This is a genomic window from Micromonospora citrea, from assembly GCF_900090315.1.
GTDB classification, from domain to species: domain Bacteria; phylum Actinomycetota; class Actinomycetes; order Mycobacteriales; family Micromonosporaceae; genus Micromonospora; species Micromonospora citrea.
This window is the reverse complement of record NZ_FMHZ01000002.1, coordinates 3,844,456-3,871,075: the sequence shown is the minus strand read 5'-3', so window position 1 is coordinate 3,871,075 and position 26,620 is coordinate 3,844,456. Positions and strand designations below refer to the sequence as shown.

The 26,620-nt window shown below is 74.7% G+C and carries 22 protein-coding genes; 11 read left to right on the top strand and 11 right to left on the bottom strand.

Going from position 1 to position 26,620, the window contains the following annotated elements; genetic code table 11:
- Positions 1 to 5: 5 nt before the first annotated feature.
- The 6 genes from GA0070606_RS17720 to GA0070606_RS17695 are packed head-to-tail and all read left to right on the top strand — an operon-like array spanning position 6 to position 8,657.
- The gene (locus tag GA0070606_RS17720) at positions 6 to 803 is read left to right on the top strand and encodes a TIGR03084 family metal-binding protein (RefSeq protein WP_091101368.1); all 798 of its coding nucleotides are present in this window, start codon (positions 6 to 8) and stop codon (positions 801 to 803) included.
- Positions 800 to 2,641 carry an acyclic terpene utilization AtuA family protein gene (locus GA0070606_RS17715; RefSeq protein ID WP_091101364.1) on the top strand — a complete coding sequence of 614 codons (1,842 nt, stop codon included), beginning with the start codon at positions 800 to 802 and terminating at the stop codon, positions 2,639 to 2,641. Before GA0070606_RS17720 ends, GA0070606_RS17715 begins: the two co-directional genes overlap by 4 nt.
- Complete coding sequence (locus tag GA0070606_RS17710; RefSeq protein ID WP_091101359.1) at positions 2,638 to 3,777, top strand: acyl-CoA dehydrogenase family protein; 1,140 nt, start codon at positions 2,638 to 2,640, stop codon at positions 3,775 to 3,777. Before GA0070606_RS17715 ends, GA0070606_RS17710 begins: the two co-directional genes overlap by 4 nt.
- Positions 3,774 to 5,375, top strand: a complete 1,602-nt coding sequence (locus GA0070606_RS17705) for an acyl-CoA carboxylase subunit beta (RefSeq protein WP_091101356.1) — start codon at positions 3,774 to 3,776, stop codon at positions 5,373 to 5,375. Before GA0070606_RS17710 ends, GA0070606_RS17705 begins: the two co-directional genes overlap by 4 nt.
- Before the next feature lie 11 nt (positions 5,376 to 5,386).
- The gene (locus GA0070606_RS17700; RefSeq protein WP_091101352.1) at positions 5,387 to 7,477 is read left to right on the top strand and encodes an ATP-binding protein; all 2,091 of its coding nucleotides are present in this window, start codon (positions 5,387 to 5,389) and stop codon (positions 7,475 to 7,477) included.
- A 16-nt stretch (positions 7,478 to 7,493) separates the two neighbouring features.
- Positions 7,494 to 8,657 carry an acyl-CoA dehydrogenase family protein gene (locus GA0070606_RS17695; RefSeq protein WP_091101348.1) on the top strand — a complete coding sequence of 388 codons (1,164 nt, stop codon included), beginning with the start codon at positions 7,494 to 7,496 and terminating at the stop codon, positions 8,655 to 8,657.
- A 12-nt stretch (positions 8,658 to 8,669) separates the two neighbouring features.
- On the opposite strand, the gene GA0070606_RS17690 is transcribed toward GA0070606_RS17695, so the two are convergent.
- From GA0070606_RS17690 to GA0070606_RS17680, 3 genes are all read right to left on the bottom strand, one after another.
- Entirely contained in the window at positions 8,670 to 9,512 is an 843-nt protein-coding gene (locus tag GA0070606_RS17690; protein WP_091101344.1) for a PhzF family phenazine biosynthesis protein, read from the bottom strand.
- Between the two features lie 90 nt (positions 9,513 to 9,602).
- Positions 9,603 to 11,408, bottom strand: coding sequence for an alpha/beta hydrolase (locus GA0070606_RS17685; protein ID WP_091101342.1), 1,806 nt, complete (start codon positions 11,406 to 11,408; stop codon positions 9,603 to 9,605).
- A 182-nt stretch (positions 11,409 to 11,590) separates the two neighbouring features.
- Entirely contained in the window at positions 11,591 to 12,049 is a 459-nt protein-coding gene (locus tag GA0070606_RS17680; RefSeq protein ID WP_091101339.1) for a hypothetical protein, read from the bottom strand.
- Between the two features lie 99 nt (positions 12,050 to 12,148).
- Here GA0070606_RS17680 and GA0070606_RS17675 point away from each other — a divergent pair, with 99 nt between their 5' ends.
- On the top strand, positions 12,149 to 12,493 hold the full coding sequence (locus GA0070606_RS17675) for a hypothetical protein (protein WP_091101334.1): 345 nt from the start codon (positions 12,149 to 12,151) through the stop codon (positions 12,491 to 12,493).
- On the opposite strand, the gene GA0070606_RS17670 is transcribed toward GA0070606_RS17675, so the two are convergent.
- The 7 genes from GA0070606_RS17670 to GA0070606_RS17640 all read right to left on the bottom strand — a co-directional run bounded on the left by GA0070606_RS17670 (position 12,470) and on the right by GA0070606_RS17640 (position 20,283).
- Complete coding sequence (locus tag GA0070606_RS17670; RefSeq protein WP_091101330.1) at positions 12,470 to 13,957, bottom strand: serine/threonine-protein kinase; 1,488 nt, start codon at positions 13,955 to 13,957, stop codon at positions 12,470 to 12,472. The genes GA0070606_RS17675 and GA0070606_RS17670 overlap by 24 nt on opposite strands.
- Positions 13,958 to 13,989: 32 nt before the next feature.
- Positions 13,990 to 14,460, bottom strand: a complete 471-nt coding sequence (locus tag GA0070606_RS17665; RefSeq protein WP_091101326.1) for a hypothetical protein — start codon at positions 14,458 to 14,460, stop codon at positions 13,990 to 13,992.
- Positions 14,461 to 14,598: 138 nt separating this feature from the next.
- Positions 14,599 to 18,186, bottom strand: a complete 3,588-nt coding sequence (locus tag GA0070606_RS17660) for an adenylate/guanylate cyclase domain-containing protein (RefSeq protein ID WP_091101325.1) — start codon at positions 18,184 to 18,186, stop codon at positions 14,599 to 14,601.
- A complete protein-coding gene (locus GA0070606_RS17655; protein ID WP_091101321.1) occupies positions 18,183 to 19,010 on the bottom strand; it encodes an MBL fold metallo-hydrolase in 828 nt (275 codons plus the stop codon). The genes GA0070606_RS17660 and GA0070606_RS17655 overlap by 4 nt, the downstream gene beginning before the upstream one ends.
- Positions 19,011 to 19,131: 121 nt before the next feature.
- Positions 19,132 to 19,593, bottom strand: coding sequence for a RidA family protein (locus GA0070606_RS17650; protein ID WP_091107850.1), 462 nt, complete (start codon positions 19,591 to 19,593; stop codon positions 19,132 to 19,134).
- Between the two features lie 5 nt (positions 19,594 to 19,598).
- Positions 19,599 to 19,754: a Sp36 family protein gene (gene sp36, locus GA0070606_RS17645; RefSeq protein WP_013736319.1), complete on the bottom strand. Its 156-nt coding sequence runs from the start codon at positions 19,752 to 19,754 to the stop codon at positions 19,599 to 19,601.
- Positions 19,755 to 19,800: 46 nt separating this feature from the next.
- Positions 19,801 to 20,283, bottom strand: coding sequence for a hypothetical protein (locus GA0070606_RS17640; protein ID WP_091101317.1), 483 nt, complete (start codon positions 20,281 to 20,283; stop codon positions 19,801 to 19,803).
- A gap of 311 nt (positions 20,284 to 20,594) precedes the next feature.
- Between GA0070606_RS17640 and GA0070606_RS17635 the strand changes: the two genes are divergently transcribed.
- The 3 genes from GA0070606_RS17635 to bagB are packed head-to-tail and all read left to right on the top strand — an operon-like array spanning position 20,595 to position 23,395.
- A complete protein-coding gene (locus GA0070606_RS17635; RefSeq protein WP_091101312.1) occupies positions 20,595 to 21,185 on the top strand; it encodes an Rv0361 family membrane protein in 591 nt (196 codons plus the stop codon).
- A 26-nt stretch (positions 21,186 to 21,211) separates the two neighbouring features.
- The gene (gene bagA, locus GA0070606_RS17630; protein WP_091101310.1) at positions 21,212 to 22,189 is read left to right on the top strand and encodes an ATPase BagA; all 978 of its coding nucleotides are present in this window, start codon (positions 21,212 to 21,214) and stop codon (positions 22,187 to 22,189) included.
- Between the two features lie 54 nt (positions 22,190 to 22,243).
- The gene (gene bagB / locus GA0070606_RS17625) at positions 22,244 to 23,395 is read left to right on the top strand and encodes an ArsA family ATPase (protein ID WP_176737352.1); all 1,152 of its coding nucleotides are present in this window, start codon (positions 22,244 to 22,246) and stop codon (positions 23,393 to 23,395) included.
- A gap of 6 nt (positions 23,396 to 23,401) precedes the next feature.
- On the opposite strand, the gene GA0070606_RS17620 is transcribed toward bagB, so the two are convergent.
- The gene (locus GA0070606_RS17620; protein ID WP_091101301.1) at positions 23,402 to 23,722 is read right to left on the bottom strand and encodes a WhiB family transcriptional regulator; all 321 of its coding nucleotides are present in this window, start codon (positions 23,720 to 23,722) and stop codon (positions 23,402 to 23,404) included.
- 406 nt (positions 23,723 to 24,128) lie between these two features.
- Between GA0070606_RS17620 and GA0070606_RS17615 the strand changes: the two genes are divergently transcribed.
- Complete coding sequence (locus GA0070606_RS17615; protein WP_091101297.1) at positions 24,129 to 26,570, top strand: penicillin-binding protein; 2,442 nt, start codon at positions 24,129 to 24,131, stop codon at positions 26,568 to 26,570.
- The last annotated feature ends 50 nt before the right edge of the window (positions 26,571 to 26,620 follow it).

Sequence of the window (26,620 nt, the reverse complement as noted above, 5' to 3'; positions counted from 1 at the left end):
GCACCATGGTCGACCTCAAGGACCTGCTCGCGGATCTGGCCGACGAGTCCGAGCACCTGGACGGACTCGTGCGCGACCTGCCGACCGACGACTGGGCGCGCCCCACCCCGGCACCCGGTTGGAGCGTCGCGCACCAGGTCGCACACCTCGCCTGGACCGACCGGGTGGCGCTGCTCGCCGCCACCGACCCCGAGGCGTTCTTCGCCTCCGTCGTCGCCGCCCCCGATCCGGCCCGGCTCGTCGACGCGGGTGCGGAGGAGTTCCTCGCGCCGCCGGCCGAGCTGCTGCCCCGCTGGCGTGTCGGGCGGGCCGCGCTCGCCGCCGCCCTGGCGGACGTGCCCGAGGGCGAAAAGCTGCCCTGGTTCGGCACCCGGATGTCGCCCGCGTCGATGGCCACCGCCCGGATCATGGAAACCTGGGCGCACGGCGCGGACGTGGCCGACGCGCTCGGGCTCGTCCGCCCCGCCACGGCACGGCTCCGGCACGTCGCGCACCTGGGCTTCCGTACCCTCGGCCACAGCTTCGCCGCCCACGGCAGGCCGGTGCCGACGGCACCCGTGCGGGTCGAGCTGGCCGCGCCCGGCGGCGGCACCTGGGCGTACGGGCCGGCCGACGCCACCGACCTGGTCACCGGCCCCGCGCTCGACTTCTGCCTGCTGGTAACCCAGCGGCGGCACCGCGCCGACCTGGCCCTGTCGGCCACCGGCCCGGTCGCCGACGAGTGGCTGGACGTCGCGCAGGCCTTCGCCGGCCCACCCGGCACCGGCCGCCCGCCCGCGGCCGCCAACGGGGTGCCGGCATGAGCGACGTGCTCCGGGTGGGCAACGCCTCCGGCTTCTACGGCGACCGCCACACCGCCTGGCAGGAGATGCTGGACGGCGGCGAGCTCGACGTGCTGACCGGGGACTACCTGGCCGAGCTGACCATGCTGATCCTCGGCCGGGACCGGCTGCGCGACCCCTCCCTCGGCTACGCCAGGACGTTCCTGCGTCAACTGGAGGGCTGCCTCGGCACCGCGCTGGACCGGGGCGTGCGGATCGTGACCAACGCCGGCGGGCTGAACCCGGCCGGGCTGGCCGCCGCGATCGGGGCGCTCGCCGAGCGGCTCGGCCTGACCGTGCGCGTCGGGTACGTCGAGGGCGACGCCCTGCCCCGTCCGGACGCGCTGACCGCGAACGCCTACCTGGGCGCGTACGGCATCGCCGCCTGCCTGGACGGCGGCGCGGACGTGGTGGTCACCGGCCGGGTCACCGACGCGTCCCTGGTGGTCGGGCCGGCCGTCGCGCGGTTCGGCTGGGGACGCGACGACCTGGACGCGCTGGCCGGGGCGACCGTCGCCGGCCACCTCGTCGAGTGCGGGGCGCAGGTGACCGGGGGCAACTTCAGCTTCTTCACGGAGCTGCCCGACGGCGGCAACCGCCCCGGGTTCCCGATCGCCGAGCTGCACCGGGACGGCTCCTGCGTGATCACCAAGCCTCCCGGCACCGGCGGCGCGGTCACGGTCGAGACGGTCACCGCCCAGCTCCTCTACGAGGTCGGCGGGCCTGCCTACCTGGGGCCGGACGTGGTGACCCGGCTCGACACGGTCGCGCTGAGCGCCGACGGGCCCGACCGGGTACGGGTGAGCGGCGTGCGGGGCACCCCGCCGCCCGGCACCCTCAAGGTCGGCGTCAACAACCTCGGCGGCTTCCGCAACTCCATGACCTTCGTGCTCTGCGGGCTCGACATCCCCGCCAAGGCGGCCCTGGTGCGGGGCCAGATCGAGGAGGCGGTCGGCGGGGAAGGGCTGGAGTTCACCCTGGCCCGTACCGACCACCCCGACACCGGCGACACCGAGGCGGCGAGCGCCCTGCTGCACGTACACCTGCGCGACGGCGACAGGGCGCGGGCCGGGCGGGCCTTCTCGGCGGCCGCGGTGGAGCTGGCCCTGGCCTCCTACCCGGGCTGCACGCTGACGACCCTGCCCGGCGACGCGACGCCCTACGGGGTGTTCACCGCCGACGCCGTGCCGCAGGACGCCGTGCCGCACGTCGCGGTGCTGCCATCCGGGAAGCGGGTGCCGATCCCGCCGCCGGCCCGCACCGACGGATCGATCGCAGCCGGCCCGCCCGACACACCGGCCGTCGGCCCGCCCGACGGTTCGGCCGCAGCCGGCCCGCCCGACACACCGCCCGGGGCCGCCGGCCCGGCCGGGGCCGCCGACGCGGCTGCCGGTGCCCGAGGCGGGGCCGGCCCGGCCCGGCCCGGGGCGCCCGACCGCCCGACCCGGCGCGCGCCGCTCGGCGAGCTGGTCGGGGCCCGCTCCGGCGACAAGGGCGGCGACGCCAACCTCGGCGTCTGGGCCCGCACCGACGCGACGTGGTCGTGGCTGCGCGACTGGCTCACCGTGGCCCGGCTGCGCGAGCTGCTGCCCGAGACCGCCCCGCTGACCGTGGAGCGGTACGAGCTGCCGAACCTGCGGGCGGTCAACTTCGTCGTCCGGGGGCTGCTCGGGCAGGGCGTGGCCGCCTCCACCCGCTTCGACCCGCAGGCCAAGGCGCTCGGGGAGCTGCTCCGCTCCCGGATCGTCGACCTGCCGGCGGAGCTGTCCCCCGGCCCGGCCGACCCGGCCCGCCACCCGACGCCCGAGGAGGGCCGATGACCATAGTGGACACGCCGGAACGGCGCCAGCTGCGGGAGCTGACCCGGGCCTTCGTCACCCGCGAGGCGCTGCCGCACCTGGACGACTGGGAGCGGGCCGGCGAGGTCCCCCGCGACCTGCACGCCACCGCCGCCAAGCTCGGCCTGCTGGGCATCGGCTTCCCGGAGTCGGTCGGCGGCAGCGGCGGCGACCTGCTCGACTCGATCGTCGTCACCGAGGAGATCATCCGGTCGGGCGGCTCGTCCGGGCTGATCGCGGCGCTCTTCACGCACGGCATCGCGCTCCCGCACATCGTCGCCTCGGGCGACGCGGAGCTGGTCGACCGGTACGTCCGGCCGACCCTGGCCGGCACGATGATCGGCGCGCTGGCGATCACCGAGCCCGACGGCGGCTCGGACGTGGCCGGCATCCGCACCACCGCCCGCCGGGACGGCGACCACTACGTCGTCAACGGGTCGAAGACCTACATCACCAGCGGCGTCCGGGCGGACTTCGTGACCACCGCCGTCTGCACCGACTTCCCGGGCAGCGGCTCGCTCACCCTGCTGGTGATCGACAAGGGCACGCCGGGGTTCACCGTCGGGCGGCGGCTGGAGAAGCTCGGCTGGCACTGCTCGGACACCGCCGAGCTCTCCTTCGTGGACGTGCGGGTGCCGGTGGCCAACCGGATCGGCCCCGAGGACACCGGCTTCCTGGCGATCACGCAGAACTTCGCCGCGGAACGGCTCTCCCTCGCCACGAGCGCGTACGCGACCGCGCAGCGCTGCGTGGAGCTGGCGATGCGCTGGTGCCGGGACCGGTCCACGTTCGGCCGTCCCCTGGCGAGCCGCCAGCTCGTCCGGCACCGGCTCGCCGAGATGCACACCCGCGCCGAGGCGGCCCGCGCGTACGTGCACCAGGTGGCGGCGCGGGTGGCGGCCGGCGAGCCGGTGGTGACCGAGGTGGCGATGGCGAAGAACGTCGCCGTGGCCGCCTGCGCCGAGGTGGTCGACCAGGCGCTCCAGCTGCACGGCGGCTACGGCTACCTGCGCGACGCCGAGGTGGAACGGCACTACCGGGACGCGCGGATCCTCGGCATCGGCGGCGGCACCACCGAGATCATGAACGAGATCATCGCGAAGGGCATCGGGCTGTGACGACTCTGCGGAGCGCGATCGACCCGTCCGCACCGGCTTACCGGGCGAACCGGGAGGCGCTGCTGGAACGCCTCGTCGAGCTGGAGGCGGCGCTCGACCAGGCCAGGGCCGGCGGCGGCGAGAAGTACGTGGCCCGCCACCACGGGCGGGGCAAGCTGCTGCCCCGGGAGCGGATCGAGCTGCTGCTCGACCCGGACAGCCCGTTCCTGGAGCTGTCGCCGGTGGCGGCGTACGGCACCGACTTCCCCGTCGGGGCGAGCGTGGTGACCGGCATCGGCGTCGTCGAGGGCGTCGAGTGCCTGGTCGTCGCCAACGACCCGACGGTACGCGGCGGCGCCGTGAACCCGTGGTCGCTGGCAAAGACCCGCCGGGCGGGCGAGATCGCCCTGGCCAACCGGCTGCCGATGGTGAACCTGGTCGAGTCGGCGGGCGCGGACCTGCCCACCCAGGCGGAGATCTTCATCCCGGGCGGGCGGGTGTTCCGCGACCTGACCCGGCTCTCGGCCGCGAAGATCCCCACGGTCAGCGTGGTCTTCGGCAACGCCACCGCCGGGGGCGCGTACGTGCCGGGGATGTCCGACCACGTGATCATGATCCGGGACCGGTCGCAGGTCTACCTGGCCGGGCCGCCGCTGGTGCGGATGGCCACCGGCGAGGTCACCGACGACGAGTCCCTCGGCGGGGCGGCCATGCACGCCACGACCTCGGGCCTGGCCGACTTCCTCGCCTCCGACGAGCGCGACGGCATCCGGCTGGCGCGGCAGTGCGTACGCCGACTGAACTGGCGCAAGCAGGGCCCGGCGCCGCGCAACCCGTTCCCGGCGCCCCCGAAGTACGACCCCGAGGAGCTGCTCGGCATCGCCAGCGCCGACCTGAAGGTACCGTTCGACCCGCGCGAGGTGCTGGCCCGGGTGCTCGACGGCAGCGACTTCGACGAGTTCAAGCCGGCCTACGGCACCGCCCTGGTGACCGGCTGGGGCGAGCTGCACGGCTATCCCGTCGGGGTGCTGGCCAACGCGCGGGGCGTGCTGTTCAGCGAGGAGGCGCAGAAGGCGGCCCAGTTCATCCAGCTCGCCAACGCCGCCGACACCCCGCTGGTCTTCCTCCAGAACACCACCGGCTACATGGTCGGCACCGAGTACGAGCAGCGCGGCATCATCAAGCACGGCGCCCTCATGATCAACGCGGTGTCGAACTCGACGGTGCCGCACCTGACGGTCAACCTGGGCGCCTCCTACGGCGCCGGCAACTACGGCATGTGCGGCCGGGCGTACGAGCCGAGGTTCCTGTTCACCTGGCCGAACGCCAAGTCGGCGGTGATGGGGCCGGCGCAGCTCGCCGGCGTGCTCTCCATCGTGGCCCGGCAGGCCGCCGCCGCCCGGGGGCGCGACTACGACGAGGACTCCGACGCCGCCATGCGGATGATGGTCGAGCAGCAGATCGAGTCGCAGTCCGGCGCGCTCTTCCTCTCCGGGCGGCTCTACGACGACGGGGTGATCGACCCCCGCGACACCCGTACCGTCCTCGGGCTCTGCCTGTCGGCGATCCACAACGCACCGGTCAGGGGCGCCGACGCCTTCGGCGTCTTCCGAATGTAGGGGGGCCACTGATGATCACGAGACTCCTCGTCGCCAACCGGGGCGAGATCGCCCGGCGGGTCTTCGCCACCTGCCGGGCGCTCGGCGTCGAGACGGTGGCCGTGCACTCCGACGCCGACGCCGACGCGCCGTTCGTCGCCGAGGCCGACCGCGCCGTCCGGCTGCCCGGGAGCACGCCCGCCGAGACGTACCTGCGGATGGACCTCGTCCTCGACGCGGCCCGCCGCTCCGGCGCGGACGCCGTCCATCCCGGCTACGGCTTCCTGGCCGAGAACGCCGAGTTCGCGGCCGCGGTGACCGACGCCGGGCTGGCCTGGGTGGGCCCGCCCGCCAAGGCGATCGCCGCGATGGGCGACAAGATGGCGGCGAAGGCGCTGCTCGCCGAGGCGGGCGTGCCGATGCTGCCCACCTGGACCGACGCCGACCAGGTCACCGACTTCCCGGTGCTGGTGAAGGCGTCCGCCGGGGGCGGCGGGCGCGGCATGCGCGTCGTCCGCGACGCCGCCGGGATGGCCGAGGCGGTCGCCTCCGCGCGCCGCGAGGCGGCGTCGGCCTTCGGCGACGGCACGGTCTTCGTCGAGCGGTACGTCGAGCGGGGCCGGCACGTCGAGGTGCAGATCTTCGGCGACACCCACGGGACTGTGGTCGCCCTCGGCGTGCGGGACTGCTCCATCCAGCGCCGCCACCAGAAGATCGTCGAGGAGGCGCCCGGTGTCCTCCCCGCCGGGGTGCGGGAGCGGCTGCACGAGGCCGCGGTGGCCGCCGGCCGGGCGGTCGACTACGTCGGCGCCGGCACGGTCGAGTTCCTGCTCGCGCCCGACGGGGAGATCTACTTCCTGGAGATGAACACCCGCCTCCAGGTCGAGCACCCGGTCACGGAGCTGACCACCGGCCTGGACCTGGTCCGGCTGCAACTGCTCGTCGCCGAGGGCGAGCCGCTGCCGGTGGCGGCGACCCCGCCCGCACAGGGCCACGCCATCGAGGTACGCCTCTGCGCGGAGGACCCCGCGCAGGGGTACCGGCCGGCGACCGGCACCCTGCACCGGTTCGCCCTGCCCGGCGTCGCGGCCGAGTTCGGGCCGCTGGCCGGGCCGGGCCTGCGGCTGGACTCGGGCGTGGTCGACGGCTCGGTGGTGGGCGTCCACTACGACTCGATGCTCGCCAAGGTGATCGCGTGGGCACCCACCCGCGCCGAGGCGGCCCGGACGCTGGCCGGCGCGCTGGCCGGCGCCGAGTTGCACGGGGTGGTCACCAACCGGGACCTGCTCGTCCGCGTCCTGCGCAGCCGGGAGTTCGCCGCCGTCGACGTCGACACCGGTTTCCTGGACCGGCACCCCGAGGTCCTCGCCCCGCTGCTGCCCGCCGATCAGCTCCCCCTGGTAGCGCTGGCGGCGGCCCTCGCCTCGGCCGCCGCCCGCCGCGTCTCGGCGCCGGTGCTGGCTGGGCTCCCCTGGGGCTGGCGCAACGTGCCGGCATTCCCGCAGGTCACCCGGTTCACCGGCCCGGACGGCGAGATCGAGGTCCGCTACCGCCTGGACCGCTCGGGCGGCCTCGCCGAGTGGGCGGTGTCGCCGAGCGCCGGCGCGACCGCCCGTGCGAAGGGACCGGCCCCGGGCGGACCGACTTCGGCGGACGGGCCGACGTCGAACGGGCCGACCTCGGACGGAGCGGCTTCGCCGAGCGGGCCGACCCCCGACGGCGGAACGACGCCGGTGGTGGGCCTGGTCGATGCCGCCCCCGACCGGGTGGTGCTCGACGTCGACGGGGTACGGCGCACGTACCGCGTACGCCGGGCCGGGTCGGCGGTCTTCGTGGACGGCCCGGACGGGGCGGCGGGCCTGGTCGAGCTGCCGCGCTTCGCAGAGCCCGCCGCGGAGCTGGCGGCCGGGTCGCTGGTCGCGCCGCTGCCCGGCGCGGTGACCCGGCTGCACGTCGAGGTCGGCCAGCGGGTGGCGGCCGGCGACCTGCTGCTGACGCTGGAGGCGATGAAGCTCGAACACCCCGTGCTCGCCCCGACCGACGGCGTGGTCGCCGAGCTGCCGGTGCCCGCCGGCGGGCAGGTCGACACGGGCGCCGTGCTGGCCGTGGTCAACCCCGAGTGATCCTGGAGGCCCTCCGATGAACTTCGACCTGACCCCCGAGCAGGACCAGCTCCGCGACGCGGTCCGCGCGCTGGGCCGGCGGTACGGCCACGACTACTTCGTCACCAGGGCCAAGGCCGGCGAGCACACCACCGAGCTGTGGAACGAGGCCGGTCGCCTGGGCTACCTGGGGGTCAACATCCCCACCGAGTACGGCGGCGGCGGGGGCGGCATCACCGAGCTGGCCATCGTCTGCGAGGAGCTGGCGGCGGCCGGCTGCCCGCTGCTGCTGCTCGTGGTCTCCCCCGCCATCGCCGCCACGGTGGTCGCCCGGCACGGCACCGAGGAGCAGCGCAAGCGCTACCTGCCCGGCTTCGCCGACGGCTCACTGAAGGTGGTCTTCGCGATCACCGAGCCGGAGGCCGGCTCGAACTTCCACCGGCTCGGCACGGTGGCCCGCCGCGACGGCGACGACTGGCTGATCTCCGGTCGCAAGTGCTACATCTCGGGCGTCGACGAGGCGGCGTACGTGCTGGTCGTGGCGCGGACCGAGGAGGCGGCCACGGGGCGGCTGAAGCCGGCGTTGTTCATGGTGCCGACCGACGCGCCGGGGCTGACCCGGTCCAGGCTGGACATGGAGATCGTGTCCCCGGAGAACCAGTTCCTGCTCTACCTCGACGACGTGCGGGTGCCCGCCGACGCGCTGGTCGGCGAGTCGCTGGACGCCGGCCTGCCGGCGCTCTTCGCCGGGCTCAATCCGGAGCGGATCACGGTCGCCGCGATGGGCGCCGGCACCGGCCGGTACGCCATCGAGCGGGCCAGCGAGTACACCGCCGCCCGCAAGGTCTGGGGCGGTCGCAGCATCGGCTCGCACCAGGGCGTCGCGCACCCGCTGGCGCACGCGGCCGTGCAGGTCGAACTGGCCCGGCTCATGATCCACAAGGCGGCCACCCTCTACGACGCCGGCCGCGACCTGGAGGCCGGGGTGGCCGGCAACATGGCCAAGTACGCGGCCGGGGAGGCGGCGGCGCTGGCCGTCGACACCGCCGTCCAGGTGCACGGCGGGGCCGGCATGACCACCGAGTACGGGGTGGCGACCCTGCTCGGCGCGGTGCGCGCGGGCCGGATCGCCCCGGTCAGCCGCGAGATGATCCTCAACTTCGTCGCCCAGCACGTCCTCGGCCAGGACAAGTCGTACTGACGGCGGGCCCGGCTATCCGGCCAGGGCGACGGCGGCGCCGGTCACCGCGATGCCGGTTCGCGGTCCGGCGGGGATCCCGACGGTCAGGACGCTGGGGCGGCCCATGTCCCGCCCCTGGTGCACGGTGACGGTCGCGGGCGGCGTGACCAGCCCCAGCTCGCGCAGATAGCCGCCGAACGCCGCCGCCGCGGCACCGGTGGCCGGGTCCTCCCGGACGCCACCGGGCGGGAAGGGGTTGCGCGCGTGGAACACGTGCGCGGACTCGCGCCAGACCAGGTCGACGGTCGTCCAGTCGCGCCGCGCCATCAGCGTGGACAGCGCGTCCATGTCGTAGTCCAGGTCGGCCAGCCGCTGCCGGCTGGCGGCGGCCACGACCGGATGCCAGGCGCCGGCGAAGGCGACACGCGGCGGCAGCGCCGCGTCGAGATCGTCCGGCGCCCAGCGCAGCGCGGCGAGCAGCGCCGCGAGGTCGTCGGCGGCGACGGGCCGGGTCTGCGGCGCCACGCTGACCAGCGTCGCCGTGGTCGTGCCGTCCGGCCCCACGGCGGTGGAGACCTCGACGAGGCCGGCCCGGGTGTCGAGGCGCAGCAGGCCCGGACCGTGCCGCTCGGCGTGGGCGACCGCCGAGGCGATGGTCGCGTGGCCGCAGAACGGCACCTCGGCCAGAGGGCTGAAGTAGCGCACCTCGAAGCGCCCGTCGCCGTGGGGCACGAGGAACGCCGTCTCGGAGTAACCGACGTCGGCGGCGACGCGCAGCATCTCGGCGTCGCCCGTTCCGGTGGCGTCGAGCACGACACCGGCCGGGTTGCCGCCCGCCGGGTCGGAGCTGAACGCGACGTAGCGCAGGATCTCCATGATCGGGGACCCTACGACGGAGGACCGCCGAGGCGCCACCGGCGGGCCGGGGTACGGCGGACGCCCGATCGTCCGCCGTACCCCGGGTCCTCAGCGGACGGTCAGCGAGCCGACCGCCGGCAGCGGCGCGACCACCGGCGGGAGCCGCTTCGGCTCACCCCGGCCCGGCGCGCCCTCGGCCGCGAGGACGCTCTTCGACGACTCCGCCCGCCGGTTGGCCGCCGGCTTCCCCGGCGGCTCGGCGAACGGCTGGACGTCGCCGGTGCAGACCGTGCCGTTCGCCGGCAGCGCGCCCCGGATCAGGTACGCGTCCACCGCCCCCGTCACGCAGGCCGAGGTCCCGTACGCGGTGTGCCCCCAACTGTCGCTGCTCAGCAGGCGGCTGTTCGGCAGCAGCCGGGCCGCGCCGACCGCGCCCTGGTAGTTGGTCGACGGGTCCCAGTAGTTGCCGACCACCAGCACCGGCGCGGCGGTCCGCCGGTCGAACGGGCCGGGGTAGGCGTCGGAGTCCCGTACCGTCCACGTCCTGCGGGCACAGGGCGCGGTGGCCCAGGTCCACAGCCGACCGAAGTACGGGTCACGTCGGTCCGCCTTCGCCGCCAGCGCCGGGAACGAGGCGGCGTCCGTGGGGTGGTAGCCGTCGGTGCAGTCCACGCCGAGGAAGGTCTCCAACCCGTTGTCGTACGGGAAGTCGTAGCGGCGGGCCTGCTCGCGGGCCTTGGCGGCCAGCCGGGCCACGCCGGCGCGGGCCTGCTCGCGCGCGGCCGTGCCCGACGTCGGGTCGGTGAGCACGAGCAGTTCGGCGGTGAGGCCGACGACCTGCTCGTAGCCGGTCGGGTCGTAGAGCGCGCCGAGGTTGGCGGAGACGAAGTCGGCGTAGGTGACCCGGACGGTGCCGGCGTCCGGGTCCTCGATCACCACCGGCCTGGCCCGCAGCCGCTTCGCCACCAGCTCGAACGACGCGAGCGGATCGCCCTCGGCCAGCGGGCAGGCCGTCGGGCCGGCGGCCTCGCACCGCGCCAGGATCTCCCGCAGCGCCTTGTACGCGCCCTGGCCGCTGCGCAGCCGGTCCTCCTGGGACAGGCGGCGCGCCTCGCCCCGGCCGACCCAGGCGTTCGCGTTGAGCACCCCGTCGATCGCCAGGGCGCGGACCCGGTCCGGGAACATGTTGGCGTAGTACTGGCCGAGCGCGCTGCCGTAGCTGAAGCCGAGGTAGGTCAGCTTCGGGTCGCCGACGGCACGACGCAGCACGTCCATGTCCCGCGCGACCTCGGCGGTCGACATCGCGCCGGTCAGCGGCCGGCCGGTGGTGGAGCAGCCCCTGCCGACGGCCACCGAGGAGGCGACGTACGCCTTCTCCTCGGCCTTCGTCCACGGGAACGCCACGTTGAGCCCGGCGTACGCCCGGGTCTGCTCCTTGACCGACGGGAAGCACCTCACCTGCTGGCTGGCTCCGACGCCGCGCGGATCCACGCCGACGACGTCGAACCGGTCGAGCACCTCGTCACCGAGGAAGTACGGCGCGGCGAGCGCGACGTCGGTGCCGGACCCGCCGGGGCCGCCCGGGTTGAGGAAGAGGCTGCCGAGCCTGCGCTGCTGGTCGCGGGCCTTCACCCGCAGCACGGCGACCTCGGTCGTGGGGCCCTTCGGCTTGTCGTAGTCGAGCGGAAGCCGGACGGTGGCGCACTCGGCGTAGTCGTAGCAGGCGTACCAGTCCAGGTCGGGCGTCGGCACCCGGTCGACCCGGCGCGCCTCCTCGGGGCTGGTCCGGTCGGAGTGCACCGGGCGACCCCAGCCCGTCGGAGAGGGCGCGGCGGCGGCGGGCGCGACCGCCGAGCCGGCGAGGATCAGGCCCGCGATTCCCCTGGCGGCGAGGGATCGGGTTCGTCGTGGCATGTGGACCCTTCCGAGCGACGACAGGGTGGGTCGGGGCGAGGCCCGACCTCCGTCACTCTAGGGATCGTGGGCAACGACCACCGCCCGACGCCGGGCCACATATCCGACAATCCAGCGGCCCTGGCGTAACGGAATCCCGCCCGCCGACGCTCACCATGCCCGACCCGGCCGCCCCGCCGGGGTCATGCGATGCCGGCCATCCAGGGAGGTGTCGACGCGTCGACGCCGTCGGGCGTGTGGTCGTCCACCACCCGCCAGCCGTCGGCCCCCCGGCGGAGCAGCAGGAACCCCACGACCTCGCTGGCCGGGGCGCCCACACCGTAGACCTCGCCGTCGTCCACGGTGGCCACCTTGATCGCGCAGACCGCGTCCGGGTCGGGCTTCGCCCGCTCGCACGGCCCGACGTAGCGGGCCCCGGAGGCGTCCGCGAGATAGCGGGCCACCGCCTGGTCGACGCTGGGGAAGCCGACTCCCGCCGGGGACGACGCGGCGGCCACGGACGGCGACGTCCCGGGCGTCGCCGTGGCGGTCGCGGCTCCGGTCGCGGGCGTGGTGGCCGCCTCGGGCGGGTCGTCCGTCCCACAGGCGACCAGGGCGCCCGACACCAACACCGCGACGACGATCCGGGTACACCGGGACACCGGCGCTCCTCTCCTCAAGGGACGATCTCCACGGAGATCATGGCACCGGTTCCGGCGGCCCCCGGTTGACAGTCTGCCCGATGTGGACATGCTGGACGGGTGAGGTTTTCCAGGCCCGACGCGCGGACGAAGGCGGCCGTCGCGGCGCTGGCGGCGCTCGCGCTGCTGGTCACGCTGGTCGTGCGGGGCCGCCAGGATCTCCCCGGCGTGGCTCTGGCGCTGCTCTGCGTCCTGCTGACGATGATCGCGGCGGTGTCGGTGACGGCGGCCCGACAGGGGGACGGCGAGCGGCCGACGGCCGCACCGGCAGCCCCGGGTCAACCGGGATCCGGGCAGTACGGCATCGACGCCGACACGCTGGAGACGCTCGACCCCCGGGACACCGTCCGCGTGATGCGGGAGCGCCGCCGGGGGCGCGGCTCAGCGACCGGTGAGGGTGGGTGAGGCGAGCGCGTCCAGCCCACGCCCGGCCAGGCAGCGGTACGTCCGGTCGGCGTCCACTCCGGTCGGGGGCAGCACCTCGAAGTTCCAGCCGTCGACGCGGCTCATCCCGCTGGTGAGCCGGAAGGTGGTCTCGTTGCAGACCCGGCGCACCGCCGGGGCCTGGCGGAGCCGGGTGTAATCCGCGCCGACCAGGGTGTCGGGGAGCCGGCCCTCGGCGTAGCTCTCCCAGGTGTGCTCGCCGTCGCAGGGCACCCGGGCCGCCCTGGCCCGGGCCCCGCGCACCTCCATCGGCCCGAAGCACTCCAGCTCGTCGGCGCAGCCCGTGCCGTCGGGCAGCCCGGCGACCGCGGCGCAGGCGGGCAGCACCCCGCTCGTCGCGGCCACGTCGGCCGTCGGGGACGGGGCCGGGACCGAGGCGGCGCCGGCCAGCCAGGCACCGGCGCTGACCGAGGCGGCCAACGCGACCATCCCGGCGCCGCCGAGGAACCAGCGCCGCCGGCGGGGCCGGGCGGGCGTGGCCACCGTCGGGTGCGTGTCCTCCACGGGGGGTCGCGGAGCGGGGCGGGTCGCGCGGCCGGCGGGACCGCCGCTGACCGGGGAGCCCGACACCGGCGCGCCGCCGACCGGCGAGCCGGGCGGGTCGAGCGGCAGGCCGGCCAGCAGGTCGCGCAGCTCGACGGCCGACGGGCGCTCGCCCGGGTCGTTCGACATGCCGACCCGCAGCACGTCGATCATCTCGTCCGGCACGCCGGGCAGGCCGGGGACCGGCTGGTGGAACATCTCCAGCACCGTCACCAGGCTGGGATTGCGCTCGGACTGCCAGCGGGGCGGGCGGCCGTGCATGACCGCGTAGAGGGTCGCGCAGAGGGCGTAGACGTCGACGGCGGGCGACGGCGGGCTGTGGTTGAACATCTCCGGCGGCGCGTAAGCCGGGGTGAGCACCTCCAGGGCGACCGAGGCGTCGCGCATCTCGGCCACCACGGCCAGCCCGAAGTCGGCCAGCACCGCCGGGTTGAAGTGCGAGAAGAGGATGTTCGCCGGCTTGACGTCGCGGTGCAGCACCCCGGCGGCGTGCGAGTGGGCGATCGCGTCGGCGATCTTGACGCCGAGGTCGCGGGCCTCGGCCGGCCCCAGCGGCGACGTGCGCATCCGCTCCGCGTACGAGCCGTCGCAGAGTTCCATGATCAGATAGGGATGCTGGTCGACGGTGACCCCGACGTCGAAGAGGTCCACCACGTGCGGGTGGGACGACATCCGCCCGGCGGCCCGCGCCTCGCGCAGGAAGCGGGCCTGGTCCCGCTCGCTGTCGAGCGTGCGGTTCTCGACCTTGACCGCGACCTCGCGGCCCACGGAGATCTGGGTCGCCTTGTAGATGGTGGCGTAGCCGCCCCGGGCAAAGACGCGCAGATCAGTCAGACCGGGCACGATGGGCAACGGCAGGGCGCCGGGCGGGGTCTCGGTCACAGTTCTAGAAAATACCCAACCGGACCGGCCGCTCAATGAGCCGCATCGGGAGCCGGGGCGGCACCAGCGGAAAGAACGCTCCCACCCCCGCCGGCCGCCGAGCCCGCGCGCCGCTCGTCCCACCAGAGCCCCACGACGGTCGCCACCGCACCGAGGCCCTCCCAGGCGGCCACCCCGAGGAACCGGCCGGGCGCGACGTCGGCCAGCACCGCGATGCCGAACACGGTGAACGTGACCAGCCGGAACACCACGGTGAAGCGGTAGAACGGGCGCCACTCGGTCGCGGTGGCGAGCAGGTAGTAGACGCCCATGTTGAACGAGGCCATCGAGGACGCCGTCAGGAAGGTGCCGGTGTGGTCACCGGCCGCGCGGGTGGCCGGCACCTCGAAGCCGAGCATGCGCAGCAGCGCCTCCGGCCAGAGCAGCCCGACCGCGCCCATGACCAGCGCCAGCACGCCGAAGACCGCGATCGTCCATCCCGCGGCCGAACGCGGCAACCTCATCCCGGCCCTCCCCAGACCCCGGCGCGGCCGACCTCGGACCACCCCTCGGATCTGCCACGCTATCGGCCACCTCCGACATGCCGCATCACCGGAACCGCCAATACGGCCCCGGCCCCGGGAGCCGGGCGCCCGGAGCGGTCAGCCGGCGGCGAGGCGGGCGCGGAGGGCGTCGGCGGCGGGACGCTCGCTGCGCTGCTCGGTCGCGTACGCCAGCCGCACCGCCTCCTCGGCGCTGGCCAGCGCCTCCACGGGCCGGCCGCACTCGGCGAGCGCCTCGGCGAGCACCATCGCCCCGACCACCTGGCTGCGCACGTCCTCCGCCGGGGCGGCCACCGCCCGCCGGGCCCAGTCCAGCGCCTGCTCGCGCTGACCGTGGGCGAGCAGCGCCGCGGCGTACCGGGCCATCGTCTGGCGGCGGGAGATGAGCAGCGAGGGCACGGTGGCGGCGACGGTCGCCACCGGGGCCAGGAGCCCGACCGCGGTGGCGGAGTCGCCCGCGGCCAACCGCGCGGTGGCCAGCAGCACCCGGGGCGCCACCTGGGCAGGCGCCTGCGGGTTGTGCGGCTCGACGGCGGTCAGCACCGAGCGCGCGGCCCGCTCGGCCGTGTCGTAGTCGCCCATGTCCAGCGCCACGAACCCGCGCAGCGTGCCGGCCATCCCGGTGAGCAGCGGATGCGACGTCCGGTGCGCGTGCCACAGCGCGTCGGTGAGCAGGTCGGCGGCGTGTTCCGGCTCGCCCAGCCCGCGCGCCACCACCCCCCGCACGACCAGCGCGAAGCCCTGCCCCCAGTCGTCGGAGGCGGCGGCGAACTCCCGGTACGCCCGGCGGGCGCCCCGGTCCGCCTCGGCCAGCTCGCCCAGCTCGGCGGTCGCGTACGCCTCCACGGCGCGCAGCGTGCCCACCGCCCACGCCTCGCCGACCCGCTCGCCGAACGGCAGGAAGACCCGCGCCATCCGGCACGCCTCCCGCAGCCGGCCGGCCAGCAGCCGGGCGAACGCGGTGGTGCCGCGCAGCCACGCCCGCCCGTACGGGTCCTTCAGCTCGGCGAAGAGCCGGGCGGCCCGGCCGAGCACCGCGTCGGTGCCGGCGAAGTCGCCCCTGGTGGTGGTCACCCAGGCCAGGTTCTGCAACGACCACGCCTGCCCCCGACGGTCCTGCACCTGGAGGCTGACCTGGTACGACGCCGCGAGGCGGCTGCTCGCCTGCCCCAGCCGCCCGGCGATGAAGTCGGCCATGCCGAGGCGGCGCATCGCCGAGGCGCGCAGGGTCGGCAGCCCGCCGTCGGTGGCCACCTGCAACGCCTCCTGCCAGCAGGCCGTCGCCCGCGCCTGGTCGCCCATGGTCTGGTGGGCCTGCCCGGCGAGCAGCAGCGCGCTGGCCCGCACCGCCGGCTCGCCGGCGTTGGCCGCGATCTTCTCGGCGGAGGCGAGCGCGTCGGCGGGGCGGCCGATCTGGAGCAGCGCCCGGGCGTGCACCACGCGGTCGGCCACCGGCACCCCGTCGCGGGCCAGCTCGGCGGCGCGCTCGGCGTACTCCACGGCCAGCGCGGGCTCGCCCGCCTGCAGGGACCGGCGGGCGGCCCGGCCGAGCGCGTCGACGCCCAGCGGGACGACGGCGCGCGCCGGCGCGTCCGGCCGCAGCCCGACCGTGTCGGCCAGCGTGGCAGCCCGCTCCACGTGCTCGGCCACGAACACGTCGCGGGCCGCCTCCGTGAAGCCGCCCGGCGCGCCCGCCCCGGCCGGCGGATCGGTCGCGGCCCAGCGGGCCAGCGCCGCGTGCCGCTCGGCCAGCTCGGCCTTGCTCACCCCGGCGTAGGCGGCCTCCCGCATCAGCGGGGTGGCGAAGGCGTAGCCGGCGCGGGCGCGGTGCAGCATCCGGCGTTGCAGCAGCTCCTCGACGGCCCGCTCCAGCTCGACGGCGATCACCGCCGCCGGGCGGCCGTCCCGCCCGGCCCGCTGCTCGCGCAGTGCCTCGAGCGCGCCGGCCGGCACGGTGTCGCCGACCACCGCGGCGTCGCGCAGCACCGAGCGGGCGTCGACGGGCAGCGCGTCGATGCGCGCGGCGAGCACCGCCGCCAGGTCGCGGGAGAGCAGGCGACTGCCGAGTGAGCCGGGCGCCAGCCGCCAGCCGCCGGGGCCGGGGGCGTGCCGGTCGGCGACGGCCGTCAGCGCGCCCCGCTCCATCAGCAGGGTGACCAGCTCGGCCAGGTAGAACGGGTTGCCCTGCGCGGTGGCGAGCAGCCGGTCGGTGTCGGCCTGGGGCAGCTTGCCCCCGCCGAGATAGCTGGTGAGCAGCCGGGCCGCGTCGGCGCCGCGCAGCGGCGGCAGCGCGTGCACCTCGGCGTCGGCGACCCGGGTCAGCGCCCCGGCGGTTCGCACCAGCTCGGGCCGGCCGAGCAGCAGCACCAGCACCGGGCCGGTGAGCCGGGACAGGGCGACCCCGAGTGCCCGGATGGTCTCGGCGGTCGCGTCGTGCAGGTCGTCGACGACGACCACCAGCGGCGCCTCCGCCGCGAGCGCGCTGAGCAGTTCGGCGACGGCGTTCGGCACGGCGTCGGCGTCGGCGGGCTGCCCGGCGGTGCTCCACTCGGCCTGGTCGGTCGCGCCGCCGGCGGGCAGTTCGGCGAACCCGAGCAGGGCCAGCAGCTGGTCGGTGGCGACGGGGGACGGATCGCCGCCGGAGCGGCCGAGCCGCTGGTTGAGCCGGCGCAGCCGCTCCTCGACGGCCGGGCGGGTGAGCGCGGTGGCGGCGTCGTTGGGCAGGCCGACCGCCGCCCGGACCAGGTCGGCCAGGGGCGCGAGCCGGCGGCGCTCGCCGAAGGCGGCGCACCGCACCGACAGCACCCGGGCGCCGGTGTGCGCGGCGTACCGGCCGGCGCCCACGTCGTAGCCCGCGGCGAGGCGTTCCACCTCGGCGGCGAAGCGGGACTTGCCGAGCCCCGCCTCGGCCGTCATCAGCAGCACCCGGGGCTCGCCGCGGTCGATCACCTCGGCCAGCCGGCCGGCGACCCGGCCGATCTCGGTCTCCCGGCCGACGAAGGGGGCCTCGTCGCCGAGGCCCGACCGGGTGCCCGGCGCGTCCAGGAGGCCGAGCAGCTCGTACGCCTCGACCGGCTCGCGCTTGCCCTTGAGCCGCAACGGCCGCAGCGCCCGCCAGGAGGCGACGTGCCGGGTGGCGGCGGAGGTCCGCGCCCCGGCGTAGACCGCGCCGACGGCGGCGGCGTCGGCCAGCCGGGCGGCGGTGTTCACGGTGTCGCCGATGACCGTGTACTCGATCGCGGCCTGGATGCCGGCGATCACGTCGCCGGTGTTCAGCCCGACCCGCAGGCCGAGCGGCGCGCCGCCGCCCCGCTCGTCGTCGAGCACCCGGCGCACCGCCCGCTGCATGGACAGCGCGGCGCGGACCGCCCGCTCGGCGTCGTCCTCGTGCGTCACCGGCGCGCCGAAGACCGCCATGATGCCGTCGCCGGTGAGCTTGTCGACGTGCCCGCCGAACGTCTTGACCGCGCCGGCCAGGGCGGCGAGCACCCGGTCGGTGACGGCGCCGACCCGTTCCGGGTCGAGGTCCTCCGACCACGAGGTGAAGTCCGACAGGTCGCCGAAGAGCACGGTGACCACCCGGCGCTCGGCCGCCGGCAGCATGGCGGCGGCCGGCAGCGCGGCCCCGCAGTTGTGGCAGAACCGCGCGCCGGGTACGGCTACGGTTCCGCACACCGGGCAGGTCACGCTTGCTCCAACCCCGCGGCACCTTCGCCGGATTCCCGCCCGAGGTGTTCCAGTTGCGCGCGCACCGACCACTCGGCCGCCCACCACAGCGACCGGTCGACGTCCGCGTAGACCTTCGCGACCACCTCGGCGGCGGTGCCGGCGCCCTCGGCGACCGCCGCCCGGACCTGGTCGAGCCGGGCCCGGCGGTGGGCGAGGTAGAACTCGGCGGCGGCGGCGCAGTCGGCCAGCGCCGGGCCGTGCCCCGGCAGCGCGGGGATCCCCCGGTACGTCGAGAGCAGCTCCAGGCTGTCCAGGTAGTCGCCGAGGTGCCCGTCGGGGTGGGCGACCACGGTGGTGCCCCGGCCGAGGATGGTGTCGCCGGTGAGCACGACCCGCTCGTCGCCGTGCTCGACGAGGAAGCAGACCGAGTCGCCGGTGTGTCCGGGGGTCGGCAGGAGCCGGATGCCCAGGCCGTGGCCGCCGAGGCCGTCCCCGGGCGTGGTCAGCGGCTCCCCCGCGAGGGTGTGCGCGGGGTCGGCCGCGCGGACGGGCACCCCGTCGAGCAGCTCGTGCAGGCGGCGCGAGCCGTCGGTGTGGTCCGGGTGGCCGTGGGTGATCAGCACCAGACCGATCGGCCCCCGCGCGGCGATCGCCGCCAGGTGCTCCTCGTCGGCCGGGCCGGGGTCGACGACGACGGCGTGCTCCTGCCCGGGGGCGCGCAGCAGCCAGGTGTTGGTGCCGTCGAGCGTCATCGGCCCCGGGTTCGGGGCACGCAGCAGCGTCACCCAGCCCGGCAGCTCGTCGGCGAGCGCCGCCGCCGGCGCGGTGAAGTGCCCGGTCATGGCTGCGATCGTACGGCCCCCGCCGCCACTCCCCGCGATCTTGCAGTTTCCGCCCCGGATACGTCCCGCTTCGCGGCTTTCGCCAGGGCGGTCAGTGCAAGATCGCGGGGGTGGGCGCGGGTCAGGCGACCTCGACGATGACGTCGACCTCGACGGGGGCATCGAGGGGCAGCTCGGCGACGCCGACGGCGCTGCGGGCGTGCCGGCCGGCCTCGCCGAACACCGCCCCGAACAGGTCGGAGGCGCCGTTGATCACGCCCGGGACGGCGGTGAAGCCGGGGGCGGCGGCGACGAAGCCGGTCACCTTCACGATCTTGACGACGTTCTCCAGGCCGACCAGCGAGTCGATCGCCGCCAGGGCGTTGAGCGCGCACCGCTGGGCCAGGTCCTTGGCCTGCTCGGCGGAGACGCCGGCGCCGACCTTGCCGGTGGCGAGGAGCTTGCCCTCGGCCATCGGCAGCTGCCCGGAGACGTAGACGTGCTGCCCGGACTGCACGGCCGGCACGTAGCTGGCCACGGGCGGGACCACCTCGGGCAGCTCGTGCCCGAGTTCGGCGAGCTTCGCGTGGGGACCGTTGGTCATGCCGCTCACGCCTTCGGCCGCTTGAGGTACGCGACGAGCTGCTCCGGGTTCGGGCCGGGAACCACGGAGACGAGTTCCCACCCGTCCTCGCCCCAGTTGTCGAGGATCTGCTTGGTCGCGTGGACCAGCAGCGGGACCGTGGCGTATTCCCACTTCTGCATCGGTGGAGGGCTCCCTTGGATGGAGTACGGCTCTTCGACGCACAGCCTACGGTCCGGCGGACGGCCGGGGCGCGGGACGCTGCTCCGGAGCGACCGGCAGCTCCCCGCAGGGGCCGCCGTGCTCGTACGGCTGGGGGCAGCGGGACCGGTCCGGCAGCAGCAGGTCGCAGAAGACCCGGTGCCGGTTGTTCTGGTCGTCGGCGGTGGAGACGGTGGTCTCGCCGGCGTCCAGCTCCGGCAGGAAGCTCAGCGACGTGGCGACCGTGCCGGCCAGCGCGGTGGCCGCCGCCAGGTCGGCGACCCGGATCGGCAGGTGGATGACGTACCCGGGCTCCTCCTCGTCCCGGCCGCGCGCGGCGGGCCGGTCCGCGACGCGCACCTCGACGGGATCGACGAACCGCCGGTACGACCGCTCGTTGATCGGCAGGCCGCCCACCACCCCCTCGGCGTCGCCGGAGCCGGCCCCGGCCCGCCACGCCCGGTCGCCCGTCGAGAACTGGCCTCGGGGGTTGTTGTCCACGTCGCGCATGCCCTTCGCCTCCGGACGTCGTACCTGTTCACGTCATCGTCCGGGGCCCGGTTCCGCCCGGCCCCGTTCCCCCGCGACGGTGAGAACGTAGGACCGGACCGGGAGTCCCGCCAACAGGACGCGCACGGCCGGTCACTCGGAGTCACATATGCGACACATGCGTGGCGAGGAATCCGACTGCGCCTGCCGGCCCACCGAATGCGCCGGCCGACCGCTACCCTTCCGGTCGGACGGGCGCTCGCCGGCTCGCCGCCAGCTCGATCACGCTCGTCGCCCCGGGAGGCGGCGGCGTCGCACCCCCGGGGGAAGAGATGACGCAACCGCCCAGCGGTGGCCCCGTCGGATCGCCGGCCGGCCAGCCGGAGCTCCCGACCCCGCCCGGCGCCACCCTGCCGCCCGCCGCCCCGGGCCCGGTCCCGCCGGCGGGGTACCCGCCCTACCAGCAGCCCGGCCCGCCCAGGAAGAAGCGCGGCGTGCTGATCGCCTCCATCGCCCTGGCCGTGATCCTGCTGCTCTGCGCCGGTGGCGGCGTCGTCGCCTTCCTGACGCTGCGCGACGCCGAGAGTGGCACGGGCGCCAACGAGCCGGTGGCCGCGGTGGAGGAGTTCCTCACCGCCGTCTACCAGGACCGCGACGCGGACCGGGCCGCCACCCTGGTCTGCTCCTCGGCGCGGGACGACAAGAAGATCGCCGCCAAGGTCGCCGAGGTCGAGAAGTACGTCTCGACCCACCAGAACCCGCGGTTCCGGTGGAGCAGCCCCAGGGTGGACAGCCAGGCCGGCGAACGGGCCACCGTCACCACCAAGGTCACCATGACCACCGCCGACGAGAAGATCGCCGAGCAGGACCTGCGGTTCACGGTGGTGAAGAAGACGGGTTGGCGGGTCTGCGAGGTCGCGTGAGCCCGTCCGCTGGATAGGCTCGACGGGTGCGAGCAGCAGAGCGGGCGACCGGCCCGGCCGGCGCGGAGTGGCCGGCCCGCCTCCACGTCGTGACCGGCAAGGGCGGCACCGGCAAGACCAGTGTCGCGTCCGCCCTGGCCCTGGCGCTGGCCGCCGGGGGCCGGCGCACGCTGCTGGTCGAGGTCGAGGGGCGGCAGGGCATCGCCCAACTCTTCGGCACCGACCCGCTGCCCTACGAGGAGCGGCACCTGACCGACGCGCCGGGCGGCGGTGAGGTGCGGGCCCTGGCGGTGGACGCCGAGGAGGCCCTGCTCGAATACCTCGACATGTTCTACAAGCTCGGCGCGGCCGGGCGGGCGCTGCGCAAGCTCGGTGCCATCGACTTCGCCACGACCATCGCCCCGGGCCTGCGGGACGTGCTGCTCACCGGCAAGGTGAAGGAGGCCACCACCCGCACCGTCGGCCAGCGGCGCGCGTACGACGCGGTGGTGCTGGACGCGCCGCCGACCGGGCGGATCGGTCGCTTCCTCAACGTGACCGCCGAGACGGCGCGGCTGGCGAAGGTGGGCCCGATCAAGACCCAGAGCGAGGGCGTCGCGGCGCTGCTGCGTTCCCCCATCACCGCCGTGCACGTGGTGACCCTGCTGGAGGAGATGCCCGTCCAGGAGACGGTCGACGCCATCGCCGAACTGTCCGCGTTCGGCTTCCCGGTGGGCCGGGTGATCGTCAACGGCACCCGGCCGCCGCTGCCCGCGGGTCGAATGGTGAGCCCGGCCGAGCTGGAGCGGGGGCTGCGCGCCGCCGGGCTGCCGACGGACGAGGGCACCGTCGCCGGGCTGGCCGCGGAGGCGCGGGACCAGGCGATCCGCCGCGAACTGGAGGATTCGCTCCGCGCCGACCTGGTGGAGCTGGGGCTGCCGCTGACCGAGCTGCCGCTGCTGCCCGACGGGGTGGACCGCGCCGGGCTGGACCGGCTCGCCGAGGCCCTCGTCCGGGCGGATTGACTCACACCTGCCGCCGGCACGGGCGCGCCGACCGACCCGGCCCGATACGCTCGATTGGTGCCTTCCGAAGACGCGGCGCCGCAGCTGGACGTCGACCAGATCCTCGCCGACCCGGGCGTGCGGATCGTGGTCTGCTGCGGGGCTGGCGGGGTGGGGAAGACGACGACGGCCGCCGCGCTCGCGCTGCGGGCCGCCGAGCAGCACGGCCGGCGCACGGTGGTGCTCACCATCGACCCGGCCCGCCGGCTGGCCCAGTCGCTCGGGCTGACCGAGCTGGACAACACCCCCCGCCAGGTCAAGGGGATCGACGTCGAGGCCAGCGGCGGCGAGCTGCACGCCATGATGCTGGACATGAAGCGCACCTTCGACGACGTGGTGCTCCAGCACACCGATCGGGCGAAGGCGGAAGAGATCTTCGCCAACCCCTTCTACCAGGCGATGAGCTCGACCTTCGCCGGCACGCAGGAATACATGGCGATGGAGAAGCTGGGCCAGTTGCACGCCCGGGGCGAGTGGGACCTGATCGTGGTGGACACTCCGCCGTCCCGCTCGGCGCTGGACTTCCTCGACGCGCCGGCCCGGCTCTCCCGCTTCCTCGACGGGCGGATGCTGCGGCTGCTGCTGGCCCCGGCGCGCACCGGCGGCCGCAGCATGTTCAGCCTGGTCACTGCCTCGTTCGGGATGTTCTCCAAGGTCGTGCAGAAGGTGCTCGGCGCCCAGTTGCTGACCGACCTGTCCGGCTTCGTCGCGGCGCTCGACTCGATGTTCGGCGGGTTCCGGCAACGCGCCGAGCAGACGTACCGCATCCTCCAGGCGCGGGAGACGGCCTTCCTGCTGGTCGCGGCGCCCGAGTCGGACGCGGTGCGGGAGGCCGCCTACTTCGCGGGCCGGCTGCGCGAGGAGAAGATGCCGCTGGCGGGCCTGGTGCTCAACCGGGTGCACCGCCCGGCGGTGCCCGACCTCGACGCGGCGGAGAGCCTGGCCGCCGCGGAGCGGCTGGCCACCCTCGGCGGGCACGATGGCACCGTCGACGTGCTGCGGGCCCACGCGGCCCTGGTCCAGCAGGCGGTACGCGAGCGGCAGGTGGCGGCCCGGTTCACGGAGGCGTTCCCGGCGGTGCCGGCGGTGTCGGTGACGGCGCAGCCCGCCGACGTGCACGACGTCGACGGGCTGCGGACGATCGGCGCGGCGATCAGCCGGCCGTGACGGCGCTCAGCCGGCGGCGGTGACGAGGATCTTGTCCTTGCCCGCCTTGTTCTTGGCGTTCTTCTTCATCGCGGCCTCGAACATCTTGCGCCAGCTCGTCACCTGGGGGTGACGGCGCAGCAGCGCGCGGCGTTCGCGTTCGGTCATGCCACCCCACACCCCGAACTCGATCCGGTTGTCCAGCGCGTCGGCCAGGCACTCGTACCGGACTGGGCAGCTCCGGCAGATCCGCTTGGCCACGTTCTGTTCGGCGCCCTGTACGAACAACGCGTCCGGGTCCCCGTTCTGACACGCCGCCAGCGACGGCCAGTCAGTGATCATGCCCATCTGTACACGTCCCCCCTTGCAGTACCTACCGACCCCGTCGCGGACCAGCCGGCAATTCCCCCCGGTCGCCCGGCGCGCCTTCCCCAAGGCGGCACGGACGACATGTGGCTCTGTCGCCGCCCCCCATCATGCTCTGTAGTCACCCGATTACGCAACGTTGTCGGCTAAATCCATCATTCCGGACACTCCCGGCTTCCCGGGCTTCGCGACCGCCGGTTACCCCGCCGAAGTCCGTGAAAACGCTGCGGGCCCCCTCGGGAAGAAGGGAGACTCGGCACCGGATTCACGCAACCACGCACCGGGGGTCGTGCGTTTAGCACAACGAGGTCGGCGCGCGCAGGAAATGGGGAAAGAACGCCCCAGCGCCCCTCGTTCCCTACTCGCGTACCCTGTCGAGGTGACCTGGATGCGGAAACGTGACCACAATGTGCTGACCAACGCCGCATCGCTGCTCATATGTGGCCTCTTGGCCGGCGTGGTGGTCGCAGCGGCGGCCTTCCCCGCGGTGGCGATGTCCGGCCTCGCCGCGAAGGCCGGCGCCGAAACCTTCGGCGCACTGCCCAAGGAGCTGACCGTGGCGCGCGCGCCGCAGATGAGCCACCTGCTCGCCTCCGACGGCAAGACCACGCTGGCGACCATGTACGACGAGAACCGCAAGGACGTCCGGCTCAAGGACGTCGCGCCCATCATGCAGAAGGCGATCATCGCCGCCGAGGACCACGACTTCTACAAGCACAACGGCGTCGACCTCAACGGCATCGCCCGCGCCTTCGTCAACAACCAGTCCGGCGCGGCCAGCCAGCAGGGCGCCTCGACGCTGACCATGCAGTACGTCCGGCTGGCCATCGCCTACTCGGCGACCCACCCGGCCGACGTGGTCGCGGCGACCGAGGACACGAGCGCCCGCAAGCTGCGCGAGATGCGCTACGCCCTCCAGATCGACAAGGAGCTCTCCAAGGACGAGATCCTGGAGCGCTACCTCAACATCGCCGCCTTCGGCAACGGCGCGTACGGCATCTACGCCGCCAGCCAGGTCTACTTCAACAAGCCGCCGAGCAAGTTGAAGATCGAGGAAGCGGCCATGCTCGCCGGCATGGTGAAGGCCCCCAGCACCAACGACCCGACCACCAAGAGCGGCTACAAGGGGGCGCTCGACCGACGCAACTACGTCATCGAGAACATGGTCGAGACCGGGGCCATCACCCGCCAGGAGGCGGACGCGGCGAAGGCCACCAAGCTCGTGGTCACCGGCAAGCGGGCCCCCAACGGCTGCGTCGCGACCAACAAGAAGGGCTGGGGATTCTTCTGCGACTACTTCTACCGCTGGTGGATGCAGCAGGAGACGTTCGGCTCGACCACGTACGACCGTGAGCGGCGGCTGAAGAGCGGCGGCTACGTCATCACCACCACGCTCGACGCGCAGGCCCAGGAGGGCGCCGACAAGGCCGTCCGCAGGGCCAAGCCGGAGAACAGCAAGGAAGCCGCCATGGTGGCGGTGGTCGAGCCGGGCACCGGCCGGGTCCGGGCGCTGGCGGTGAACCGCAACTTCAAGCTGGACGACCCGAACAAGCCTGCCAACAAGCAGCACAGCGACCCGAAGCAGCGCAAGAAGGGCAAGCGCGGCAACTACCCGAACACCGTCAACCCGCTGCTCACCGGCGGCGACGGCATCACGGGCTACCAGGCCGGCTCGACCTTCAAGATCTTCACCATCGTGGCGGCGCTGGAGAAGGGCATCCCGCTCAGCTACACGTTCAACGCCCCGCAGCAGTTCAAGTCGGAATACATCATCGACCGCAGCAGCCCGGCGGCGTGCCCCGGCACCCACTTCTACTGCCCCACCAACTCCAACAAGAAGCCCGGCGGCGTGCAGACCATGTGGAGCGCCTTCGCCCAGTCGACCAACACCTACTTCGTGCCGCTGCAGCAGAAGGTCGGCGCGGAGAACGTGGTGGACGTCGCCAAGCGGCTCGGCATCCAGTTCCGGCAGACCGAGGACGCCAAGTTCGCCGGCAGCAAGGACGCCGCCCACCAGTGGGGCGCCTTCACCCTCGGCGTCTCGCAGACCACCCCGCTGGAGCTGGCCAACGCGTACGCCACCCTCGCCGCGGACGGCAAGTACTGCGAGCCCACCCCGGTGCAGGAGATCAGGGACCCGGAGGGCAAGAAGCTCGACGTCGCCAACCCGCGCTGCGAGAAGCGCGTCACCACCGAGGTGGCCCGCGCCGCCGTCGACGCCGCCCGTTGCCCGGTCGGCGACAACTCCTCCACCAGCAGGTGCGGCGGCAGCCGTACGGCCGCGAGCGTCAAGGGCATCGTCAAAGCCCCGGTCGCCGGCAAGTCCGGCACCACCGACTCGGAGAAGACCGCCTCGCTGGTCGCGATGACCAAGCAGTACGCGGTGGCCGGCATCATGGCCGACCCGGACTGGCCGCAGACCAACGTCAAGATGAAGCACAACCAGAAGGACGGCATCAACCCGCCGGTCTACGAGACGCTCCGCGACGCCATGAAGGGCAAGAAGCGGATCAACTTCGATCCCCCGGGCCAGAAGATCCGCGAGGGCGACCAGCGCCGGATCCCGGACGTGAAGTGCCTGGACGTGGAGCAGGCGAAGTCCCGGATCGAGGCGGAGGGCTTCGACGCGGTCGTCTCCGACATCAAGGTCGCGTCGACCTGCCCCGCCGGCAAGGCCGCGGGCACCAGCCCCGACGGCCGCACCATCAAGGGCGGCGTCGTGACCATCCAGATCAGCGCCGGCGGCGCCACCCCGGGCGGCACCACGCCGCAAGGCCCCGGCGGTTCGCCGACCGGCCCGGGCCGCCCGCCGAACCGACCCGGCGGCTGAGCCGGCCGGACGACAACGGGCGGGCACCCCTCGTGGGGGTGCCCGCCCGT

Excerpts from the sequence above, each read along its gene's own strand:
- GA0070606_RS17720 (WP_091101368.1), top strand. The coding sequence starts at position 6 with ATGGTCGACCTCAAGGACCTGCTCGCGGATCTGGCCGACGAGTCCGAG.
- GA0070606_RS17715 (WP_091101364.1), top strand. The coding sequence starts at position 800 with ATGAGCGACGTGCTCCGGGTGGGCAACGCCTCCGGCTTCTACGGCGAC.
- GA0070606_RS17710 (WP_091101359.1), top strand. The coding sequence starts at position 2,638 with ATGACCATAGTGGACACGCCGGAACGGCGCCAGCTGCGGGAGCTGACC.
- GA0070606_RS17700 (WP_091101352.1), top strand. The coding sequence starts at position 5,387 with ATGATCACGAGACTCCTCGTCGCCAACCGGGGCGAGATCGCCCGGCGG.
- GA0070606_RS17695 (WP_091101348.1), top strand. The coding sequence starts at position 7,494 with ATGAACTTCGACCTGACCCCCGAGCAGGACCAGCTCCGCGACGCGGTC.
- GA0070606_RS17690 (WP_091101344.1), bottom strand. The coding sequence starts at position 9,512 with ATGGAGATCCTGCGCTACGTCGCGTTCAGCTCCGACCCGGCGGGCGGC.
- GA0070606_RS17685 (WP_091101342.1), bottom strand. The coding sequence starts at position 11,408 with ATGCCACGACGAACCCGATCCCTCGCCGCCAGGGGAATCGCGGGCCTG.
- GA0070606_RS17665 (WP_091101326.1), bottom strand. The coding sequence starts at position 14,460 with ATGAGGTTGCCGCGTTCGGCCGCGGGATGGACGATCGCGGTCTTCGGC.
- GA0070606_RS17655 (WP_091101321.1), bottom strand. The coding sequence starts at position 19,010 with ATGACCGGGCACTTCACCGCGCCGGCGGCGGCGCTCGCCGACGAGCTG.
- GA0070606_RS17650 (WP_091107850.1), bottom strand. The coding sequence starts at position 19,593 with ATGACCAACGGTCCCCACGCGAAGCTCGCCGAACTCGGGCACGAGCTG.
- sp36 (WP_013736319.1), bottom strand. The coding sequence starts at position 19,754 with ATGCAGAAGTGGGAATACGCCACGGTCCCGCTGCTGGTCCACGCGACC.
- GA0070606_RS17640 (WP_091101317.1), bottom strand. The coding sequence starts at position 20,283 with ATGCGCGACGTGGACAACAACCCCCGAGGCCAGTTCTCGACGGGCGAC.
- GA0070606_RS17635 (WP_091101312.1), top strand. The coding sequence starts at position 20,595 with ATGACGCAACCGCCCAGCGGTGGCCCCGTCGGATCGCCGGCCGGCCAG.
- GA0070606_RS17620 (WP_091101301.1), bottom strand. The coding sequence starts at position 23,722 with ATGGGCATGATCACTGACTGGCCGTCGCTGGCGGCGTGTCAGAACGGG.
- GA0070606_RS17615 (WP_091101297.1), top strand. The coding sequence starts at position 24,129 with ATGCGGAAACGTGACCACAATGTGCTGACCAACGCCGCATCGCTGCTC.